A 20872-nucleotide genomic window follows, 5' to 3' on the forward strand; every position below is an offset into this window, starting at 1 on the left:
CAAGGAGGTGATCCGATGCTCTGGTACATCGGTCGCCGAGTGCTTCAAATGATCCCGGTTTTTCTCGGGGCCACTCTTCTGATCTACGCCATGGTCTTCCTGCTTCCCGGTGATCCGATTGCCGCGTTGGCTGGCGACAAGGCGCTCAGTCCGGCTGTGGCAGCACAGCTTCGGGAGCGCTACCACCTCGATCTCCCCTTCTATCAGCAGTACCTGCTGTACCTGAAGGGCATCTTCACGCTGGACTTCGGCACGTCGTTCTCCGGACGACCTGTCAGTGAAGTTCTGGCACAGGCATTTCCGATCACGATGAAACTTGCCTTCATGGCACTGATCGTCGAGACCGTCTTCGGTGTCGGCTTCGGCCTCATCGCCGGCCTGCGTAAGGGCGGATTCTTCGACAGCACCGTCCTGCTGTTCAGCCTCGTTCTCATCGCCATCCCGATCTTCGTGATCGGCTTCCTGGCTCAGTTCTTCATCGGCGTCAAATGGGGCATCGTCCCGCCGACGGTCGGTGGCAACACCAGCTTCACCAATCTCCTGCTCCCTGCCCTGGTTCTGGGTTCGGTCTCGTTTGCGTACGTACTGCGACTGACCCGAACGTCCGTGGCGGAGAATCTGACTGCCGATTACGTCCGCACCGCTACCGCCAAGGGACTTTCCCGTGGACGAGTGGTTCGCGTGCACGTGTTGCGCAACTCGCTGATCCCCGTGGTCACGTTCCTGGGTGCCGACCTCGCAACGTTGATGGGCGGCGCCATCGTCACCGAGGGCATCTTCAACATCAACGGCGTCGGCGGCACGATCTACCAGGCCGTGACCAGAGGTGAAGCGCCGACGGTGGTTTCGTTCGTCACCATCCTGATCGTGATCTACCTGATCGCGAATCTGCTCGTCGACCTCTTGTACGCCGCGCTCGATCCGAGGATCCGCTATGTCTGAGACCGTGAAGACCGGACGCGCAGTCCGGCAAAGTCATTTCGTGGCACCGCCCGAAGTTGCGGCACCGGGGGAGACGGACGCCGTCAAACTCGATCAGGCGCCGACCAGCATGTGGACCGATGCGTGGCGCGACCTACGCAAGCGCCCCCTGTTCATCATCTCGACGATCATCATCCTCGCGGTCATCGTCATCGCAGCGTTTCCGAGCTTGTTCACGAGCACCGATCCGCGGTTCTGCGACCTGACCTACAGCATGCAGGGGCCGACCTCAGGGCACTGGTTCGGTTTCGACCGCCAGGGCTGTGACGTGTACTCGCGCACCATCTACGGTGCTCGCGCATCCGTACTCGTGGGCGTCGGCGTCACGGCGTCGGTGCTGGTGATCGGCGTGATCTTCGGTGCGCTGTCCGGTTTCTACGGCGGATGGACCGATTCGATCCTCTCCCGTGTCGCCGACATCTTCTTCGGCATCCCGCTGATCCTGGCTGCCATCGTCCTGATGCAGCTGTTCACCGATCGCACCATCTGGACCGTCGTCGGCGTGCTGGCGCTCTTCGGCTGGCCGCAGATGGCAAGAATCGCTCGAGGCGCGGTGATCTCGGCGAAGAACAACGATTACGTCATGGCCTCGGAAGCGTTGGGTGTCTCGAAGCTCAAGACACTGATCCGCCACGTCATCCCGAACTCGTTGGCGCCCATCATCGTGGTCGCCACCATCTCGCTCGGTACGTACATCGTTGCCGAGGCGACGCTGTCCTTCCTCGGTATCGGTCTTCCGTCCACCGAGGTTTCGTGGGGCGGCGACATCAGCAACGCTCAGGTGACGCTGCGTCAGGGTTCGACCATTCTGTTCTACCCGGCAACGGCTTTGGCGATCACCGTTCTCGGATTCATCATGATGGGTGACGCTCTGCGCGACGCCCTCGATCCCAAGTCGCGGAAGCGGTGAGCACGATGACCACCAAGGAAACTCTCACCTCGGAGGAAACTCCGTTGCTCGAGATTCGTGATCTCGAGGTGTCTTTCCAGTCCAATTCCGGTCCGGTTCCGGCAGTTCGAGGCGTCAGCCTGACCGTCTACCCGGGTCAGACGGTCGCGATCGTCGGCGAATCGGGTTCGGGTAAGTCCACCACCGCCCACTCGATCATCAATCTGCTTCCCGGCACCGGCAAGGTGACGGCAGGCGAGATCATCTTCGACGGCAAGGACATCTCGAAGGTCTCGGAGAAGGACTTCGTCCACATCCGGGGAAGCCAGATCGGTTTGGTTCCGCAGGACCCGATGTCGAATCTGAATCCCGTGTGGAAAGTGGGCTTCCAGATCGAGGAAGCACTGGCCGCCAACGGAATTGCCAAGGGCAAGGCAGCCAAGGTTCGGGCCGCCGAACTGCTCGAGGAGGCCGGCCTCGCCGAAGCCGAGAGCCGGTTGGGCCAGTACCCGCACGAGTTCTCGGGCGGTATGCGTCAGCGCGCACTCATCGCGATCGGGTTGTCCGCTCGTCCGAAGCTCCTGATCGCGGACGAGCCGACGTCGGCGCTCGACGTCACCGTCCAGCGTCAGATCCTCGACCACCTCGACGGTCTGACTACGGAACTCGGCACCGCCGTTCTGCTCATCACTCACGATCTTGGCCTGGCCGCCGAGCGCGCCGAGCATCTGATCGTGATGAGCAAGGGTCGTATCGTCGAATCCGGTCCGGCACTGGAGATTCTGAAGCGCCCGCAGCATCCGTACACGCAGAAGCTGGTCGCGGCTGCGCCGTCGTTGGCGTCGAAGCGGCTCAGCTCGTCGGTGGCGCGCGCCGAGATTCGCGAACAGGCGGAAGAGGTCGCCGAAGCGGTCAAGGCCGAGGAAAGTGCGGCAGAGTCCTTCGGCAAGGTGACCGACGACGTTCTTGTCGTCGATCATCTGACCAAGGTGTTCAAGCTGCGCAAGGGTTTCCGCAAGACCACCGACTTCACAGCCGTGAACGACGTGTCCTTCAAGGTCCGCCGCGGAACCACGACTGCAATCGTCGGCGAATCGGGTTCCGGTAAGTCGACGGTCGCACAGATGGTCCTCGGTCTGCTCGAGCCCACTGCAGGCAACGTGGTCTTCGACGGTCAGGACGTGGCGAAACTCGGTGCGAAGGAAACATTTGCGTTCCGTCGACGAGTGCAGCCGATCTTCCAGAACCCCTACGGCACACTCGACCCGATGTACTCGATCTACCGCACGATCGAGGAGCCGCTGCGTACCCACAAGGTCGGGACCAAAGCCGAGCGTGAGGCTCGCGTCCGCGAACTTCTCGACAAGGTGGGTCTACCGCAGTCGGTCATGCGTCGGTTCCCGAACGAACTCTCCGGTGGACAGCGTCAGCGCGTCGCGATCGCGCGAGCACTGGCCTTGCAACCGGAGGTCGTGATCTGCGACGAGGCGGTCTCCGCTCTCGACGTGCTCGTGCAGGATCAGATCTTGACCCTGCTGAACGACCTGCAGGCAGAGTTCGGGTTGACGTATCTCTTCATCACGCACGACCTGGCCGTGGTTCGTCAGATCGCGGACAACGTGTTGGTGATGTCGCGTGGCTCGATCGGCGAATCGGCACCGATCGACGACGTGTTCGGCAATCCGCAGCAGGACTACACCCGCAAGTTGCTCGACGCGATTCCCGGTGGGTCCATCAAGCTGGGAAGCTGACGCAACAGGTAGGTAGGCAAGTCCGCAGAGGGGCTGCAAGGGTACCGTCGTTGATCGTGACGGACCCCTTGCAGCCCCTCGTCGATCTTCCAGGCGTACGCGCCGCCGCCGATCATGCGCGCGATGCTCTGGGTGAGGTTCATCGGCACAAGACCAACCGTCGCGGTTGGCCCACCACTGCCGCTGAAGCCGCGGTTCGCGCTGCGCGCGCTTCTGCATCGCTGGCCGGTGGCACCACCGAATTGCCGGCCGAGGGCATGGCCGGTGATCCGATTCTCGCGGGTGCTCTGCGCGTGGCTCAGGCTCTCGACGGCGACAGCCTTCCGCTCATGGAGTCGACGTGGAAGCGAGCCCCACTTCAGGCTTTGGCCCGGCTGCACCTGTTGGCCGCGGCGGATCTCGTCGAGGACGCAGATCAACTGGGGCGGCCACGGTCGGATCGCGGAGTGGGGGAGCGGTTGGACGCTCTCGCCCAACTCGTTACTGGCGGAACCAGTGCACCGGCACCTGTTCTGGCGGCCGTCGTACACGGAGAACTCTTGGCGCTGAGCCCGTTCGGCACCGCTGACGGCATCGTCGCCCGCGCGGCCTCGCGTCTGGTTGCGGTCTCGTCGGGGCTGGATCCGCACAATCTCGGGGTCCCCGAGGTCAGTTGGCTTCGGCGGCCACAGGCGTACACGGACGGCGCGGCAGGATTCGCTTCGGGAAATCCGGCGGGCGTCGGCAGCTGGGTGATTCTGTGCTGTGGTGCTCTCGAAGCCGGTGCGCGAGAGGCGACTTCGATTGCCGACGCCGCTACCGGATAGTCCGGCAAATTGCCCCTGCCGGAACATAACGAACGGGCGGCGCTGCCGATAAATCGACTTCGCCGCCCGTCAGCACGGACTACTCGTTACCAAGCGTGCTCGGTGGGTTGTGTGGGTGGCCTCGGCGAGGGATCGCACTTTCTGAGGTCGTCCCCGCAACCTGTGCGGGGTCCTCGCTCAAATTGAACGAATCTCGCAGGCCCACAACGCTTCTGCCCTTATAGTGGCTTGTGCTCCGCGTGGGTGCCCTAGTGCCCGTGCTAGGAATTTCGGTTGGGGAAACGGTCCTTCTCTTCCGAGCCGTTCCTGGCCTTCCGTTCTTCCGTAACTCCTTTGTACCCTGTGTCCGGGCTCACAGCAAGTACCAATTTTTGTTTGTGGGCCTTGGATTTCAGCGTTTCCGGCGCAGTAGCCCGAAGGTCATGGCGCCGGCCACCAGAGCTGCGATTCCCACCGCAGCGGTAGTGGCCACCGTGGTCGTGGACTGGGCCGACAATCGGGCACGAAGTGAGACCGGATTCGAGAAAGTCAGTATGGGCCAACCGTTTACGGCCGCTTCCTTGCGCAACGCTCGATCGGGGTTGACTGCGGTCGGATGTCCGACAGCCTCGAGCATGGGTAAATCCGTCACCGAGTCGGAGTAGGCGTAACTGGCGGCGAGGTCGTAACCGTACTCCGCGGCGAGTTTTTCCATGGCTTCGACCTTGCCGGGGCCGTAGCAGTAGAAGTCCACCTCGCCGGTGTAGTGGCCGTCTTCCTCCCTCATCGACGTCGCGACGGAATGGGTGGCGCCGAGGGCGCGGGCGATCGGTGCGACGATCTCTTCACCCGAAGCAGACACGACGATGACGTCGTGTCCACGCAGCTTGTGATCTGCGATCAGATCGGCCGCCTCGGCGAAGACGAGTGGATCGACGATGTCGTGCAGAGTCTCCGCGACGACGGCCTTCACCTGTTCCACGTCCCAGCCCGCACACATCGCCGTCAGATGCTCGCGCATGCGCTCCATCTGATCGTGATCGGCGCCGGACAGTAGAAACAGGAATTGCGCATAGCTGCTCTTGAGAACCGAGCGTCGATTGATCAGACCCTGTGCGAAGAATGGCTTGCTGAACGCCAGGGTGCTCGACTTCGCGATGATCGTTTTGTCCAAATCGAAGAAAGCGGCTGTCCGCCCGGTATTCAGTCCGTTCGCAGGCTTGTCGGTCACAGGATTGAGGATAGTCCGACAGGCGGTTCGTGTGCTCTTCGGCAAGCGTCCTCTTTCGGCGAAAAACAGCAGTTCAGTGCAGCTCAGGCTTGCATTTCTCGCCGATGGCGGGTGTAAGATCGTTGCTGTTCGATTCGTTCGAACTAGTTCAGCCCGACCCCCCGGGGCTGAACTCAGACGGCCCCCGCCTCCTCCCCCCATTGGCGGGGGTCGTCCTCTGTCTCAGGCCTGTTTCTCCCCAACCTCCCAGTTGTCCACAGGGTTGTTCGGCCCACTGTTTTCGGTGCCGGTGCTCGTTCAGGCTCTGCAGTCATGAACACGACGATCAGCTCTCAGGAAACCGGGGCTCCCATTCTGGTTCTCGTCGACGACGCGAAAATCCTCGCGAGCGTGCGACGCGTCGCTGCCGCGGTGGACCGCCGGCTGGACGAGGCCGAACATCCCGTGTCCCGGCAACAGTGGAACCGGGCCTCGGCGGTGGTACTGGACGCGTCGGCGGCGCGAGATGCTCTGGCTCGTTCCCCCAAGCGAACGCGAGTGTTCCTCGTATGCGACGGCACACCGACCGTCGACGATTGGAAGAGCGCCACCGCGATCGGAGCCGACAGCGTTCTGTCCTTGCCCGAGGAAGAGAACGCGCTGGTCGCAGTTCTGGCCGACCACGTCGACGTCAGTGGTGACGGCACCGTCGTGAGCGTGGTGGGTGGTTGTGGCGGCGGCGGAGCCTCGGCAACTGCTGCGGCAGTCGCGTTGACGTCGGCGGCACGTCACGTCCCGACGCTGTTGGTGGACGTCGACGCACTCGGTTCCGGCGCCGACGTGCTGTTGGGTATCGAGACTGCTCCCGGATTACGTTGGGGTGCACTGACCGTCGAGGGCGGGCGGTTGTCCCCGGAGGCGCTGCGCGATGCACTGCCGGCGAAGGGAAAGTTTCTGAGGGTTCTGGCGAGCAGTCGCCGGGAGATCGACGGTCCGACAGTGACCGCCGTTCGCGCCGTGCTTGACGCAGGTCGCAGTTCCGGCGGGCTCGTGGTCTGCGACGTGCCACGTCATCCCAGCGAGGTAGGTCAGGCCGTGTTGGAGATGTCGGATTCGGTGCTCGTGGTGGTTCCGGCCACCGTGGCCGCATGCGTCGCGGCCGAGAAGGTCGGAGCCTGGGTGGTGCGACACAACTCCAACGTCGGGCTCGTCGTGCGTGGGCCGGCACCGGGAGGCCTACGCGGCACCGATGTGGCAGACATGCTCGGCCTGCCCCTGACGGCCGTGATGCGCGGCCACCGATCGCTGGCGCCGATGCTCGAGCGTGGTGGCCTCGAATTGACCCGCGGTTGTCCGTTGAGTGTGGCGGCAACAGCGGCACTCGACGCCGTCGAATCCGGCGCACGCCCGCGCAGGGCTGCGGCATGAGTGCGTTGGTCACGGCCGAACTGCTCGACCGAGTTCGCGAGCGATTGACGGCGTCGTCGGTCGGCGAGCCGACGGCGGCCACCGTTGCCGATGCCGTGCGAGCCGAGTCCTCGGGCGTTCTGGCGGACACGGATCTGTTGGAGGTCGTCAGGGTGCTCCAGACGGAACTGACAGGCGCGGGGCCGCTCGAACCTCTGCTGCACGAACCCGGGGTCGCCGACGTACTGGTGACCGCGCCGGATCAGGTCTGGGTGGACCGCGGGGTCGGCCTCGAAAGGTCAGGGGTGCGGTTCACCGACGAGGCAGCTGTGCGTCGATTGGCGCAGCGGTTGGCACTGTCGGCAGGTCGACGCCTCGACGACGCCCAACCGTGGGTCGACGGCCGCCTGCGGGGCGTCGGCGACGGGCACTTCGGGGTACGACTTCATGCCGTACTCGCACCCGTGGCCCAGGGTGGAACCTGCGTGTCACTGCGAGTGTTGCGGCCCGCGACCCAGGGTCTCGACGCGCTGTCCGCCCACGGCGCCGTGGAACCGGACGCGCGGGAGCTCCTCAATCGCATCATTTCTTGTCGCTTGGCTTTTCTGGTGATCGGCGGGACCGGTGCGGGAAAGACCACGTTGTTGTCCGCCATGCTCGGCGCGGTCGACCCGCGCGAGCGAATCGTCTGTGTCGAGGACGCGGCCGAACTGGCGCCGCCGCATCCACACGTCGTCCGCCTCGTCGCCAGAGCTCCCAACGTCGAGGGCGTCGGAGAGGTGACGGTGCGCGATCTGGTTCGGCAGGCACTACGAATGCGTCCCGATCGCATCGTCGTCGGTGAGGTCCGCGGCGCAGAGGTGACTGATCTGCTCACGGCGATGAACACCGGCCACGACGGCGGCGCCGGCACCGTTCACGCCAATTCGCCCGAAGAGGTGCCGGCCAGACTCGAGGCGTTGGCGGCGCTCGGCGGTATGGATCGCCACGCGTTGCACAGTCAACTTGCCGCGGCGGTTCAAGTGATCCTGCACGTGCACAGATTGGCTGACGGATCGAGGCGTCTCGAACAGATCGGTGTCATCGACCGCGGTGCGGACGGGTACGTACAAATCATGCAGGCGTGGCCGGACGGCGGTTCGGGTCGTGAGCGGCTCGAGCGGATGTTCCGGCTTCGCAATCGGGAGGTCGGGACGTGACAGTTTCCCTCTTGGCCTTCGCACTGGCGGTCTCGATTGCGCCGGTGCGGGATTCACGTGCTCGGCTCGCTACCTACACCCCGAGCGTCCGCAAGCCCTCCCGGCAGATTCCGTGGCAGTTCGTTGCCGCATTTCTCGCGATTTCGGCCGCGTGGATCCTCGGAGGTCTTCCGGCAGGGTGTGCGGCTGTCGTCCTCGCCGGGACCCTGATCCTCCGTGGCCGACGCGCGAATGCAGCCGAAACCCGGGATCTCTCACAGAAGATGCTGCTCTCCGGTCTGGAGGTGCTGATCGCCGAGCTGAGCGTCGGCGCGCATCCTGCAGCGGCCAGTTCTGTTGCAGGCGAGGAATGTACCGGAGAAGTGAGTGCGGTATTCCGTTCCGCTGGGGCCAGGGCGCGTCTCGGTGGTTCTGCCGCAGCGGCCTTCGCGGTACCGGATTCGTGCATCGAGCGTGAGTTCTCCCGCATCGGATCCGTCTGGCGGGTCGCCGACCAACACGGGCTGGCACTGGCGGAACTGCTCGGCGCCGTCCGGACGGACATGTTGGGACGTAGACGCTTTCGTCAGCGTACCGAGGCCGGGTTGGCGGGCGCTCGGGCGACCGCTGCGGTGTTGGCCTTTCTCCCGCTGTTGGGGATCGGTCTCGGGCAATTGACGGGTGCTTCGCCGCTGCGCGTGCTGTTCGGAGGTGGGCTCGGCGGCGTGCTCCTGGTGATCGGAACCGCTTGTGTCTCAGCTGGTCTGCTCTGGACCGACCGGATAACTGCGAAGGTCACGTCGTGAGTTGGGCATCCGTGGCGATGATGGCGTTGGCGTTCGCGATCATTCCCGCTCGTCGCGGTGCTTCGGCCAGGGCGGCAGAAATTCTCTTCGCGGACACAACAACAGAAGATTCGGTTCCAGTCCCGGACAAGCCGGATCCACTCGCAGTTGCCGCAAGTCTCGACCTTCTCGGGGCCTGCCTACGAGCGGGGCTTCCCGTCTCCGCCGCGATCACAGCGATGGCGTCGACGGCACCGAAACCGATGGCCGACTCGCTTCGTCGCGTCGCCGACCTTCTGGCGCTCGGTGCCGATCCGGACGCCGCGTGGAGCGAAGCCGCTCTCGATCCCGATACCGAGGCGCTCGCCAGAATGGCTCGGCGTTCCGCCCGTTCGGGTTCGTCGCTGTCCTCGTCCATGGCCGAACTCGCCGAGCGCAGTCGAGGTGACGCCGAGGATCTTGCTGCTGCCGCAGCCGAACGCGCGGGAGTGCTGATCAGCGGTCCACTCGGGCTGTGTTTCCTGCCGGCGTTCATCGCCTTGGGCATCGTCCCGGTGGTGATCGGGCTTGCCACGACTGTGCTCGGTAACGGCCTGCTGTGAGCCGGATCCGAGTGAAAGCTCCTGCGGCAGAGGTGCTGCCGCAGGTTTCGATTGAAGGGGGAGAAATGATTTCGAAGACGTTGAGGACGGTGTCGGCCAGATTTGCGCTTTTGGTAACGGAGGACGACGGCATGTCCACCGCGGAGTATGCGATCGGCACGATTGCGGCTGCCGCATTCGGTGCCGTCCTGTACACGGTTGTCACTGGCGACTCCATTGTCTCGGCGCTGACAGGCATCATTGACAAGGCGCTCAAGACAGCTGTGTGATGTTGTCCACGAGAGGTATTCGGCAAGCCGACGACGGCGCCGTGACGGTGGAGGCCGCGATTGCTCTGGCTTCGATCGTCACGGTGGTCGTGCTGTGTATCGGCGGAGTCCTGGCGGTGTCGATGCAGGTTCGGTGTGTCGACGCCGCTCGTGAGGCCGCGCGGTTGGTGGCACGTGGTGATCGTGAGTCTGCGGTCACCACGGCCCGCCGGATCGCACCCGAAGATGCGTCGATCTCGGTGGAGATCGTGGACGGCTTTGCGGTGGCCGTTGTCAGCGCCGAGAGTGCGTTGCTGCCGTTGGTCGACATTTCTTCCGAGGCGGTGGCAGCAGTGGAGTCGGGAGTGGAGGAGGGGTGAACCTACGTGACGACGAAGGTGTTGCCACGGTTCTGGCGTGCTGCGTTCTGGCAGCGATCGTGATGGTGACCGGTGGGATGCTGCATGTCGGTTCCGCAGTGGTGGCTCGGCACACGGCTCAGTCGGCCGCTGATCTTTCGGCTCTCGGCGGTGCGGGCGCCTTGGACGGCGGCGACGAGTCGGCGTGTGAGATGTCCGCGGTGATCGCGGAGCGGATGCGTACGGTGCTCGCGGAGTGCGAGGTGCAGGGGTGGGATGTATTGGTCGAGATACGCGCACCGGTGTTGTTGTCGGGCTTCGGGATCGGGGATGCGCAGGCTTACGCGCGTGCGGGTCCGGTCAGCTGATCGTGTCGATCACGGCGGTCAGAACCTTGACCGCGCCGTCTTTGTCGAGTGGGTCGTTTCCGTTGCCGCACTTGGGTGAATAGACGCAGGACGGGCAACCGTGAGCGCACTCGCAGGACAGTATGGCGTCGCGCGTCGCGGTGAGCCATCGGGACAGTTCGCTGTGCCCTCGGTCGGCGAACCCGGCGCCGCCGGCATGACCGTCGTAGACGAAGACGGTCGGGAGTCCGGTGTCCGCGTGCATCGCGGTGGACACTCCGCCGATGTCTCCGCGGTCGCAGATCGCCACCAGTGGCAGCAGGCCGATTGCGGCATGTTCGGCGGCATGCAGTGATCCGGGGAACCGTTCGGGCGGGACCCCGATTGATTCGAGGACTTCCGGCGTGACCGTGTACATCACTGCCCTGGTGGGCAAAGTGTGTGCGGGCATGTCGAGTTCGATCGAGTCGAGGACTTCACCCGAAGTCAACCGTCGTAGGTACCCGACGACTTGATGTGTCACCTCGACCTGGACGAGAGCGACGGCGATGTCGCCGTAGTTCTTGTGCTCGAGTTGTTCGGTGATCGTGATTTCGGTGGTCTCGCGAGCCGAGGTGGTCCAGTCCGGATTCTCGGTGTGCACCAGTGCGAGTCCGACGTCGAGGTCCAGTTCGTCGACGACGTAGGTCTCGCCTTGATGGATGTGCACGGCGCCGGGATGAACTGTGGCCGGAGCGCGGCCCGCGTCGACAGTGCCCAGCATCCGGCCGGATTCACCGTCGACAATGGCCACCTGAGTTCCGATGCCGCCGCGAATGTCCAAAGAGCCGTGGGGGTTCGAATCGGCGGTGACGAACCATCCGTGCTTTCGGCGCCGGATCTTGCCTTCCTCGGACAGTCTCGTCAGAACCTCGAGAGCCCCGAACGCGTCCACCTCGGCATCGGAAAGTGGGAGTTCCATTGCAGCGCAGAGAAGTTGTGGTCCCAGGACGTACGGATTTCCGGGATCTGTCACCGTCGCCTCGACGGGTTTGTCGAGTACCGCTGACGGATGGTGAACGAGGTAGGTGTCGAGTGGATCGTCGCGGGCGATCAACACGACGAGTGAACCCTCGCCGCGTCGCCCGGAGCGACCGGCCTGCTGCCAGAACGAGGCAACGGTCCCCGGGAAGCCTGCCACGACAACGGCGTCGAGGCCTGCGATGTCGACGCCGAGCTCCAGCGCGTTGGTGGTGGCTGCGCCCAGCAGCGTGCCGTCGGCGAGCGCAGCTTCCAGTTCGCGACGGTCCTCGGCCAGATATCCGGCGCGATACGACGCGACTCGCTCGGCGAGGTCCGGGTCCACCTCGGCGAGTAGACGTTTGGTGGCCATCGCGGTCAGCTCGGCGCCGCGGCGGGAGCGGACGAAGGTGAGAGTGCGGGCGCCTTCGATCATGAGGTCGGCCATGATCCGCGCGGCTTCCGCGCCCGCGGGACGTCGTACCGGGCTACCGTTTTCGCCGGTCAATGCCTCCAGTAGCGGTGGTTCCCACAGGGCGACGGTGCGTGGGCCGTGCGGCGATCCGTCTTTCGTGACCTCGGTGCAGTGTGCGCCTATCAGCCGCGATGCCGCTGCGCCGGGATCTGCTGTGGTCGCACTCGCCAGGATGAAGGTGGGTTCGGCGCCGTAACGGGCTGCAATTCTGCGTAGTCGCCGGATCACGAGCGCGACGTTGGATCCGAAGACTCCCCTGTAGGAGTGGCATTCGTCGATGATCACGTATTTCAGGTTGCGGAAGAAGTGTGCCCATCGCTGATGGGTTCTGAGCAGAGAAATGTGGATCATGTCGGGGTTGGTGAAGAGCCAGCGTGAGTTCTCACGTGCCCAAGTGCGGAGTTCCTGCGAAGTGTCGCCGTCGTACGCACTGGCGTTCGTGCTGCGAAGTTCGACGTCGAAGTCGGTGAGGGACAGCACTGCTCGCAGTTGATCCGAGCCCAGCGCTTTGGTGGGGGAGAGGTACAGGGCAGTTGCGAGCGGATCGGTCGCCATGGCCGTCAGCACCGGGAGTTGGTACGCCAGTGACTTACCCGACGCCGTACCGGTGGCCACGACCACGTGTTTTCCCGCGTAAGCGAGGTCGGCGGCCTCACTCTGGTGGATCCACGGGGACCGCACGCTGTGTTCGGCGAGCGCACGTACGACGCTGGGGTGCACCCACTCCGGCCATTCGGTGAACTCGGCTACGCGAGCAGGTAACTGCGCGGTGAACATCAGTGGTTTTTCGCTTCCACTGACCCCGGCGACGACCCGATCGAGCAGCATCTGCCCGTAGGTCTCGCCAGGCTTCCCTCCCGGGGCGGGAGTCGGGGAAGGTGCGTTCACGTGACTCTCCGGGCTCGGCGTTGGGGTGTGGCGGCAATCGGAAACTGTCGCTACCTGCAGTTTTGATGATACGCAACGGTCGGCGGTCTTGGTGGAACCGGGTGCTCGGCGCGCGCGGGAAACCACGATCGTGGGCTGTTTTTCTCGTAGCGAACTTTTAACGTTTTTAGTTCCCTTTTCGACTGTTGTGCACGCGGAGAACATGGTTGACTGACAATCGGTCGCAGCTTCTGTGTTCGTAGGCTTGAGAAAGTGCACGCTCGCAGGATCGTTGTTGCGGGCGCGGTGCTCTGCCTTTCCTGAGGGGGAAATAAAGACGTACAGCGGTCGGAACCGGCCCGGTGGACTGTAAGGGCTGTTCACCGAATCCGGTGTTAGAAAGAGAAGGAAAAGCATGGCACAGGGCACTGTGAAGTGGTTCAACGCTGAAAAGGGCTTCGGCTTCATCGCTCCCGAAGACGGTTCCGCAGACGTCTTCGTTCACTACTCCGAAATTCAGGGCAACGGCTTCCGTACCCTCGAGGAGAACCAGCGTGTGGAGTTCGAGGTCGGCCAGGGCACCAAGGGTCCCCAGGCTACCGGCGTTCGCGCGGTCTGATTTTTCCGCTCACTTGCTGAGCGAATAGTTCGGACAGTATTTGTCCCCCATCGCATCCGTGCGGTGGGGGACAAATCTTTTCGGGCTGAGTTAGTACTTTCCCTGTCCGAGGTGAATGCACGCAGCTGTTCGGCCACGGCCGGTCGTCTATGCCGTCGATACCTTCGTGGCTTACGTTTCACTCTGTGAGCCAACTGTCCTTTTTCTCTGCCGAGTCGATTCCACCTGCCGTGACGGACCTTGCCGGAATGCTGGCCGGACCGGGGCAGGTCGTGACCTCGGAGGATCGCGCGCGGATCTCGATCGTCGTGGATCGGGACTGGAGAGCACAGGCCGTTGCCGAGTTGATCGCGCAGTGCGGACTCGGGGCCGAGGTGACGCGTAGCGAAGAAGGCAGCCCACTCGTCCGAACTCAGTCGACGCCCGCACTCCTTCCGCTGTCCGTGCAATGGACCAAGGGAGCAGTGAAGGCGGTGCCGGTCGGGTGGGTTCCTAATTCTCGCCAACTCCGAGTGTGGGCCGTCGCCGCCGGCCGACTCGAAGAAGGCGGTGAACGATTCGTGTTCGGCCTCGACCCCCATGCGAAGGAGACACACGCACCGCTGGCTCAGGCCTTGATGAGGGTTGGTATCGCGCCGACTCAACTGGGTAACCGGACACCGGGTCCGGGGCTCCGTGTGTCGGGAAAGAAGAGACTGACAAAGCTCGTCGAATACCTCGGTGAGGCGCCGAAACACGTCGACACCTCGGTCGCCTGGCCACACGTCTGACAGTGCTGATGCCGCGTGTCCAACGGTGCTGATGCCGCGTGTCGGACGGAGCCCATACTGTACTGATCTGCACGAATGTCTTGCGGGTATGTCACTCTGTAAAGAGAGACACGGGGTATAACTTGCTCCACACGTCTAGTTCTGAAGATCTGCCGACGGCAGTGAACGTCCAAAGGAAGGCTCGGGCAGCAGGTGGCTAAAGCGGACAACGGCAGCGGTCAGGGAGCGTCCGGTAACCCTCGTCGCCTCGTGATCGTCGAGTCACCGACCAAGGCGCGCAAAATCGCTCCCTACCTCGGTAAGGACTACGTCGTCGAGGCATCGGTCGGTCACATTCGCGACCTCCCGCGCGGCGCAGCGGACGTTCCGGCCAAGTACAAGGGCGAGTCGTGGGCCCGTCTCGGCGTCAACGTCGATCACGACTTCGAGCCGCTCTATGTCGTGAGCCCGGAAAAGAAGGGCAAGGTCGCCGAACTCAAGTCTCTGTTGAAGGACGCCGACGAGCTCTTCCTCGCAACTGACCCCGACCGCGAGGGCGAGGCAATCGCCTGGCATCTCCTCGAGACTCTCAAGCCCAAGATTCCGGTTCGTCGAATGGTCTTCCACGAGATCACCGAGCCGGCAATCCGTGCTGCCGCCGAAGACACCCGCGAACTCGACACCGACCTCGTCGATGCTCAGGAAACCCGCCGCATCCTCGACCGTCTCTACGGTTACGAGGTCAGCCCGGTTCTCTGGAAGAAGGTCATGCCGAAGCTCTCGGCCGGCCGCGTCCAGTCGGTGGCCACTCGCGTCATCGTCCAGCGTGAACGCGAGCGGATGGCGTTCAAGTCGGCGTCGTACTGGGATATTTCCGCGACGCTCGACGCCGGTGCAGAGGCCAGCCCGCGTAGTTTCGGTGCGCGCCTGGTCTCCGTCGACGGTTCGCGTGTCGCCTCCGGTCGCGATTTCGGAGCTGACGGAAAGCTCAAGGGCAGCGCGGTCACCGTGCTCGACGAGGCGTACGCGCGTCGTCTCGCGGAAGCGTTGCAGGGCGTCGACCTCACGGTTTCCTCCGCCGAGGACAAGCCGTACACCCGCAAGCCTTACCCGCCGTTCATGACGTCGACGCTCCAGCAGGAAGCCGGACGCAAACTTCGTTTCACGTCCGAGCGTGCAATGCGCATCGCACAGCGTCTGTACGAAAACGGCTACATCACCTACATGCGTACCGACTCGACGACTCTCTCGGAGTCGGCGATCGCTGCCGCTCGTGCGCAGGCCACCGAGTTGTACGGTCCGGAGTACGTCCATCCGACGCCGCGTCAGTACACCCGCAAGGTCAAGAACGCGCAGGAAGCCCACGAGGCGATCCGCCCCGCCGGCGACGTGTTCCAGACCCCGGGTCAGCTGCACTCCAAGCTCGATTCCGACGAGTTCAAGCTGTACGAACTGATCTGGCAGCGGACCGTCGCTTCGCAGATGGCCGACGCCCGTGGTACGACGTTGACGCTTCGCATCTCCGGCACGGCAGGCACCGGCGAGGACTGCACGTTCTCCGCTTCGGGTCGCACCATCGTGTTCGCCGGCTTCCTCAAGGCTTACGTCGAGAGCGTCGACGAAGAGGCCGGCGGTCAGTCCGACGACGCCGAATCCAGGCTTCCGGTGCTGGTCAAGGGTCAGGAAGTCACGGCCACCAAGCTCGATCCGGACGGGCACAGCACCAACCCGCCCGCTCGCTACACAGAAGCCAGCCTGATCAAGACGCTCGAAGAACTCGGCATCGGCCGTCCTTCGACCTACTCGTCGATCATCAAGACCATCCTCGATCGCGGATACGTCTACAAACGTGGCAGCGCGCTGGTTCCGTCCTGGGTGGCGTTTGCCGTCATCGGGCTGCTCGAGGTGCACTTCGGCCGGCTGGTCGACTTCGATTTCACGGCAGGAATGGAAGACGATCTCGACGCGATCGCCGGTGGCCGTGAGCAGCGTGGCAACTGGCTGAGCAGCTTCTACTTCGGCGGCGAGACAGGCGCTGAAGGTTCGGTCGCCCGCGAGGGCGGGCTGAAGAAGATGGTCGGTGTCAATCTCGAGGAGATCGACGCTCGCGAGGTCAACTCCATCCGTCTCTTCGACGACGCCGAGGGTCGCGAAGTTCACGTGCGCGTCGGCCGGTTCGGCCCGTATCTCGAGCGCATGGTTCAGAACCCGGACGATCCCGAAGGCGATCTGATCTCGCAGCGGGCAAATCTTCCCGATGACCTGCCACCGGACGAGCTCACTCCCGAGTACGCCGAGAAGTTGTTCTCGACGCCTCAAGAGGGCCGCAAGCTGGGCGTCGACCCACTGACGGGCCACGAGATCGTCGCGAAGGAAGGCCGCTTCGGTCCCTACGTGACCGAGATCCTGCCCGAACCGCCGGCCGAGCCGGAACCGGACATCGTTCCCGTCACCGCTCCCGAGCCGGAAGAAATCAGCTCGGGCAGCACCAAGACTGCGGTGAAGAAGGCCGCGGCCAAGAAGGCGCCTGCGAAGAAGGCTGCCAAGAAGGTCGCAGGCCCCAAGCCGCGGACCGGATCGCTGCTCAAGTCCATGGACTTGGCGACGATCACCTTGGAAGATGCGCTGCGTCTGCTGTCGCTTCCGCGCGTCGTGGGTGTCGACCCCGAATCGAAGGAAGAGATCACCGCGCAGAACGGCCGTTACGGTCCGTACCTGAAGAAGGGCACGGACTCACGCTCGCTCGCCAACGAAGAGCAGATGTTCACCGTCACGCTCGACGAGGCCCTCAAGATCTACGCCGAGCCGAAGCGTCGTGGGCGTCAGGCGTCGGCAACGCCTCCGCTGCGTGAGTTGGGCGTCGATCCGGTCAGCGAGAAGCCGATGGTGATCAAGGACGGCCGTTTCGGTCCGTACGTCACCGACGGCGAGACCAACGCCAGTCTTCGTAAGGACGACGACGTCGAATCCATTTCCGATGCTCGTGCATCGGAGTTGCTGGCTGATCGTCGTGCGCGCGGCCCGGTCAAGAAGAAGGCAGCGGCCAAGAAGGCTCCGGCAAAGAAGGCCGCTGCCAAGAAAACAGCCGCAAAGAAGGCCCCGGCAAAGAAGGCCGCCGCCAAGAAGGCTCCGGCGAAGAAGGACTCGTAAGGCTTCGTCGGTGCCGACGGTTAGGGTTTTTGCATGAGTACTGAAGTGGCCGAACGAGGTGTGTTCGGTCGGCTGGTGGGTCAGCACGACGTCGAGCAGAGCCTGCGTGATGCTGCACTGTCGGCTCGTGGCGATTCCAGCGGCTCGGAGATGACCCACGCGTGGCTCTTCACCGGGCCACCCGGCTCAGGTCGTTCGGTGGCTGCTCTCTGCTTCGCCGCTGCCCTGCAGTGCACCTCCGACGGTGCACCAGGGTGCGGTGAGTGTCATGCGTGTACGACGACGATGGGTGGAACCCACGGTGACGTACGACGGATCATCCCCGACGGCCTGAGCATCAGCGTCAAAGGTATGCGCGAGATAGTCAACATCGCTTCGCGTCGGCCGACGACGGGGCGGTGGCAGGTCATCGTGGTCGAGGATGCCGATCGTTTGACCGAAGGCGCAGCCAACGCCCTCCTGAAGGTTGTCGAGGAGCCGCCGGACCGCACGGTCATCCTGCTCTGCGCGCCGACGACCGATCCGGAAGACATGTCTGTCACCCTCCGATCGCGGTGTAGGCACATGCCGTTGGTGACGCCGTCCGTCGAATCGATCGCCCAGGTACTGATCGACCGCGACGGGCTGGATCCGGAACGGGCGAGAATCGCCGCATCGATCAGCGGCGGACATGTCGGCCGGGCTCGGCGTCTCGCCACCGACGAGAGCGCGCGCGACGAGCGTCAGCGTTCGCTTCGACTAGCCGCCGACGCGATCGGGGCTTCGACGGCGTACAAGGCCGCAGAGAACTTGGTGAAGTCGATCGAGGCTGACACCAAGGCGTTCTACGCCGAACTCAAGGAACAGGAGCTCGTGGAGCTCAAGGTTTCCTTGGGTGGTGGTGGAACCGGCAAGGGAACAGCCGGGACTCTGCGCGGATCGGCTGGTCTGATCAAGGACCTCGAAGCGCGTCAGAAATCGCGCGACACCCGGGCCCGCCGCGATCTTCTCGACCGGACGCTGATCGACCTGGCCGGCATGTACCGGGACGCGCTTTCCTATTCGCTGGGGTCGACGTCGACGGCGACCCATCCCGACATGGCTCGGCAGGCCGCCGAGTTGGCTGCACGAACGTCCCCGGAGGGGTTGCTCAAATGCATCGAAGCGGTGCTCGAATGCCGCGAGGCCGTCGACTTCAACGTCAAGTTGCAGTGGGCGCTCGATGCGATGGTTGCCTCCATCGGAGCCGCTTTCCGACCCCCGTTTTCGCGATCCGGGGGTTGACCAGATAGACTCGCCACCGCCGAAAGGCACGCTGCCTTAGCTCAGTCGGTAGAGCATTTCACTCGTAATGAAAAGGTCGAGAGTTCGATTCTCTCAGGCAGCTCAGCCAAGAGCCCCACACCCGGAAATCCGGATGTGGGGCTCTTGTCGTTAGTTCCCAATTCTTGCGTATGTGCGGTTTATCCTGAGTTCGGCGAACACGTGCCTGAACAGGGGAGACCTCGATGTCGGATCAGAACTGGGGACCAGGCCAACCATCGCAGAATCAGCCGCCGTACGGGCAGATGCCGCCGATGCCGCCGCAGGGTTATCAGCCGCCGACGCCCGCTTATCCGTACGCAAGCTGGATCTCGCGGGTGTTCGCGTCAATCCTCGACGGCTTTGTCGTTCCGCTCCCCGGCGTCATCCTCGCGGGCATCGGAGCAGTGATCGCGTTCTCCGGATCCGAAGTGACCACATACGACGACGGCAGCGTGAGCGCTGAAGGCGGCAATCCGGTCGGCGTGATCGTCCTGGTCGTCGGCATACTGGCGATCTTCTTGATCGAGGTATGGAACCTCGTCTTCAGACAAGGGAACACCGGACAGACGCTCGGCAAGAAGTGGCTGGGAATTTCGGTGATTCGGGAGTCCGACGGTGTACCGCTCGGCCCGGTTATGGCGCTGCTTCGTTGGATCATGATGGCGATCCTGGGTGGGGCATGCTTCCTCAACTATCTCTGGCCGCTCTGGGACTCGAAGCACCAGTGCTGGCACGACATGGTGGTCCGGTCGGTCGTCGTTCGCGCCCGCTAGTCGCTGCCGGGGTCTCTTACAGTGGGTGCCATGGAGTTGGAAGCGGTCACAAGTCGACGACGCTCGCTGGCCGCACCCGTCGGTGTTGCTGCAGTGGCCGTGACGGCCGCCGCGGTACTCCACTTCCGTGATCCCCACAGCGCGGGTAGTTACGGCGTTTGTCCGATGTACGCGTTGACGGGATTGTGGTGCCCGGCGTGTGGTGGCCTTCGTGCGGTCAATGACCTGACTAATCTGGATATTGGCGCCGCAGTGTCCAGCAATGCCTTGATCGTGCCGTTTATCGCGGTGTTGGTGATCGCGTGGATCGGTTGGACAGTGCGCCGTTGGAAAGGCACGCGGGATCGCATGATCGTGCTTCGGCCGACTGTGACGATCGTGGTGCTCGGAGTTCTCGTTGCATTTACGGTTGTTCGAAACACCCCGTGGGGGAGCTGGCTCGCGCCGGCGTGACGGTAAGAGGTCGACATGGCACTGCAGGTTTTTTCGCTCATCGTTCTGCTCGGCGCGCTGATCATCTTGATTCCGACGGCACGACGTGTCTTCGGCAAGAAGGACGACGAGTAGGCCTCGACAACTGGGCCCGCGCGGCACATGCTGGCGGTATGGCTGATTCGTTGAAAGCCCGCGTCAAGGAAAAGTTGCTGAGGCAACTCGCCGAGGACGGTCGGCACCCGATTCAGGAAGCTGAGGGTGACGATCCGCGGTTGGTGTCGATCAACGACGATCTCGAAGCGTTGGAACAGGCCGAGGAAGGCGATCCGATCGTCGAAGAACTGGCCGAGAGGTACTGGGTTCCGTGAAGTTAACCGACCGCAGTGCTCTGACCTGGCGATTTGGTGTTGTGTTGATCTTCGCGTAACTTTGTCCAGGTCAGAGCGACACGGACACCGACTCCCACCTGCGAGGGTGAGTGACACGAGGTTGTACGAAGTGCCTGGCGAACACAATCCAGTTTTTCTTCACGGGGTTCCGGTTTGCGCCGGTGGCCAGGTTGGGGTAGGCTGGAAAAGTTGCCCCGGAGCGGCGGCCATAGGGTCGTGGTGATGGTGTGTGCGTGTTCTTTGAGAACTCAACAGTGTGTCGATGAATGTCAGTGCCAAATTTTTTTTGGTACTTCACATCCGCGAATGATCAACCGCCTCTTGGGGTTTGGTTGGTTTGTGTGTGGTGTGAGTATTTTTCGTCGGTGATTGTTCATTCTTCCGTCTGAATGGTTGCCGACACATTTTTTGCTAGTTGAGTTTTTTTGCTAGTGATTTGACTCTTTTTGTCTATGACTGATTAGCCGGCCTTCGGGTTGGTGATATCTAGAGTCTTCAACGGAGAGTTTGATCCTGGCTCAGGACGAACGCTGGCGGCGTGCTTAACACATGCAAGTCGAGCGGTAAGGCCTTTCGGGGTACACGAGCGG

20 protein-coding genes, 1 tRNA gene and 1 rRNA gene (1 of these 22 only partly in view) are annotated in these 20872 nt (G+C 63.3%); 20 read left to right on the forward strand and 2 right to left on the reverse strand.

From position 1 onward, the window contains the following. The first annotated feature begins 15 nt into the window (after window positions 1–15). The 4 genes from M0639_RS02590 to M0639_RS02605 are packed head-to-tail and all read left to right on the forward strand — an operon-like array spanning window position 16 to window position 4427. Window positions 16–942 (forward strand): ABC transporter permease, encoded by a 927-nt coding sequence (locus M0639_RS02590; RefSeq protein ID WP_019746637.1) that lies wholly within the window; start codon window positions 16–18, stop codon window positions 940–942. After that, window positions 935–1891 carry an ABC transporter permease gene (locus M0639_RS02595; protein WP_019746638.1) on the forward strand — a complete coding sequence of 319 codons (957 nt, stop codon included), beginning with the start codon at window positions 935–937 and terminating at the stop codon, window positions 1889–1891. The genes M0639_RS02590 and M0639_RS02595 overlap by 8 nt, the downstream gene beginning before the upstream one ends. 5 nt (window positions 1892–1896) lie before the next feature. Further along, window positions 1897–3621: a dipeptide ABC transporter ATP-binding protein gene (locus M0639_RS02600; protein ID WP_156524991.1), complete on the forward strand. Its 1725-nt coding sequence runs from the start codon at window positions 1897–1899 to the stop codon at window positions 3619–3621. A gap of 56 nt (window positions 3622–3677) precedes the next feature. Further along, window positions 3678–4427 carry a Fic family protein gene (locus M0639_RS02605; RefSeq protein WP_020905979.1) on the forward strand — a complete coding sequence of 250 codons (750 nt, stop codon included), beginning with the start codon at window positions 3678–3680 and terminating at the stop codon, window positions 4425–4427. A 391-nt stretch (window positions 4428–4818) separates the two neighbouring features. On the opposite strand, the gene M0639_RS02610 is transcribed toward M0639_RS02605, so the two are convergent. After that, a complete protein-coding gene (locus tag M0639_RS02610; protein ID WP_003946123.1) occupies window positions 4819–5637 on the reverse strand; it encodes an HAD-IB family hydrolase in 819 nt (272 codons plus the stop codon). 312 nt (window positions 5638–5949) lie between these two features. On the opposite strand from M0639_RS02610, the gene ssd reads away from it, so the two are divergent. From ssd to M0639_RS02645, 7 genes are all read left to right on the forward strand, one after another. Next, window positions 5950–7044 (forward strand): septum site-determining protein Ssd, encoded by a 1095-nt coding sequence (gene ssd, locus M0639_RS02615; protein ID WP_064073517.1) that lies wholly within the window; start codon window positions 5950–5952, stop codon window positions 7042–7044. After that, window positions 7041–8222 (forward strand): TadA family conjugal transfer-associated ATPase, encoded by a 1182-nt coding sequence (locus M0639_RS02620; protein WP_064073516.1) that lies wholly within the window; start codon window positions 7041–7043, stop codon window positions 8220–8222. The genes ssd and M0639_RS02620 overlap by 4 nt, the downstream gene beginning before the upstream one ends. Next, on the forward strand, window positions 8219–9007 hold the full coding sequence (locus M0639_RS02625) for a type II secretion system F family protein (RefSeq protein WP_064073515.1): 789 nt from the start codon (window positions 8219–8221) through the stop codon (window positions 9005–9007). Before M0639_RS02620 ends, M0639_RS02625 begins: the two co-directional genes overlap by 4 nt. After that, window positions 9004–9588 (forward strand): type II secretion system F family protein, encoded by a 585-nt coding sequence (locus tag M0639_RS02630; RefSeq protein WP_007732447.1) that lies wholly within the window; start codon window positions 9004–9006, stop codon window positions 9586–9588. Before M0639_RS02625 ends, M0639_RS02630 begins: the two co-directional genes overlap by 4 nt. Window positions 9589–9653: 65 nt before the next feature. Continuing rightward, on the forward strand, window positions 9654–9857 hold the full coding sequence (locus M0639_RS02635; RefSeq protein ID WP_042446719.1) for a DUF4244 domain-containing protein: 204 nt from the start codon (window positions 9654–9656) through the stop codon (window positions 9855–9857). Beyond that, window positions 9857–10216: a TadE family type IV pilus minor pilin gene (locus M0639_RS02640; RefSeq protein WP_042446722.1), complete on the forward strand. Its 360-nt coding sequence runs from the start codon at window positions 9857–9859 to the stop codon at window positions 10214–10216. Before M0639_RS02635 ends, M0639_RS02640 begins: the two co-directional genes overlap by 1 nt. Further along, complete coding sequence (locus tag M0639_RS02645) at window positions 10213–10563, forward strand: Rv3654c family TadE-like protein (protein ID WP_064073514.1); 351 nt, start codon at window positions 10213–10215, stop codon at window positions 10561–10563. Before M0639_RS02640 ends, M0639_RS02645 begins: the two co-directional genes overlap by 4 nt. On the opposite strand, the gene M0639_RS02650 is transcribed toward M0639_RS02645, so the two are convergent. Beyond that, a complete protein-coding gene (locus M0639_RS02650) occupies window positions 10556–12844 on the reverse strand; it encodes a DEAD/DEAH box helicase (RefSeq protein WP_064073513.1) in 2289 nt (762 codons plus the stop codon). The two genes, M0639_RS02645 and M0639_RS02650, sit on opposite strands and share 8 nt — an antisense overlap. Before the next feature lie 454 nt (window positions 12845–13298). On the opposite strand from M0639_RS02650, the gene cspE reads away from it, so the two are divergent. The 9 genes from cspE to M0639_RS02695 all read left to right on the forward strand — a co-directional run. Continuing rightward, complete coding sequence (cspE, locus tag M0639_RS02655) at window positions 13299–13502, forward strand: transcription antiterminator/RNA stability regulator CspE (protein ID WP_003946117.1); 204 nt, start codon at window positions 13299–13301, stop codon at window positions 13500–13502. Between the two features lie 185 nt (window positions 13503–13687). After that, complete coding sequence (locus M0639_RS02660) at window positions 13688–14272, forward strand: hypothetical protein (protein WP_003946106.1); 585 nt, start codon at window positions 13688–13690, stop codon at window positions 14270–14272. A gap of 192 nt (window positions 14273–14464) precedes the next feature. After that, complete coding sequence (topA, locus tag M0639_RS02665) at window positions 14465–17401, forward strand: type I DNA topoisomerase (RefSeq protein ID WP_003946104.1); 2937 nt, start codon at window positions 14465–14467, stop codon at window positions 17399–17401. Window positions 17402–17434: 33 nt separating this feature from the next. Continuing rightward, window positions 17435–18664: a DNA polymerase III subunit delta' gene (locus tag M0639_RS02670; RefSeq protein WP_064073512.1), complete on the forward strand. Its 1230-nt coding sequence runs from the start codon at window positions 17435–17437 to the stop codon at window positions 18662–18664. Between the two features lie 30 nt (window positions 18665–18694). Continuing rightward, window positions 18695–18767 (forward strand) — tRNA-Thr (locus tag M0639_RS02675). A 121-nt stretch (window positions 18768–18888) separates the two neighbouring features. Continuing rightward, window positions 18889–19458, forward strand: coding sequence for an RDD family protein (locus tag M0639_RS02680; RefSeq protein ID WP_064073511.1), 570 nt, complete (start codon window positions 18889–18891; stop codon window positions 19456–19458). Window positions 19459–19488: 30 nt separating this feature from the next. Beyond that, the gene (locus M0639_RS02685) at window positions 19489–19911 is read left to right on the forward strand and encodes a DUF2752 domain-containing protein (RefSeq protein WP_007732476.1); all 423 of its coding nucleotides are present in this window, start codon (window positions 19489–19491) and stop codon (window positions 19909–19911) included. A gap of 152 nt (window positions 19912–20063) precedes the next feature. Beyond that, the gene (locus M0639_RS02690; RefSeq protein ID WP_003946112.1) at window positions 20064–20261 is read left to right on the forward strand and encodes a hypothetical protein; all 198 of its coding nucleotides are present in this window, start codon (window positions 20064–20066) and stop codon (window positions 20259–20261) included. A gap of 516 nt (window positions 20262–20777) precedes the next feature. Next, a 16S ribosomal RNA gene (locus M0639_RS02695) occupies window positions 20778–20872 on the forward strand (it continues 1423 nt past the right edge of the window).

The organism is Rhodococcus qingshengii JCM 15477 (assembly GCF_023221595.1).
GTDB classification, from domain to species: Bacteria; Actinomycetota; Actinomycetes; order Mycobacteriales; family Mycobacteriaceae; genus Rhodococcus_F; species Rhodococcus_F qingshengii.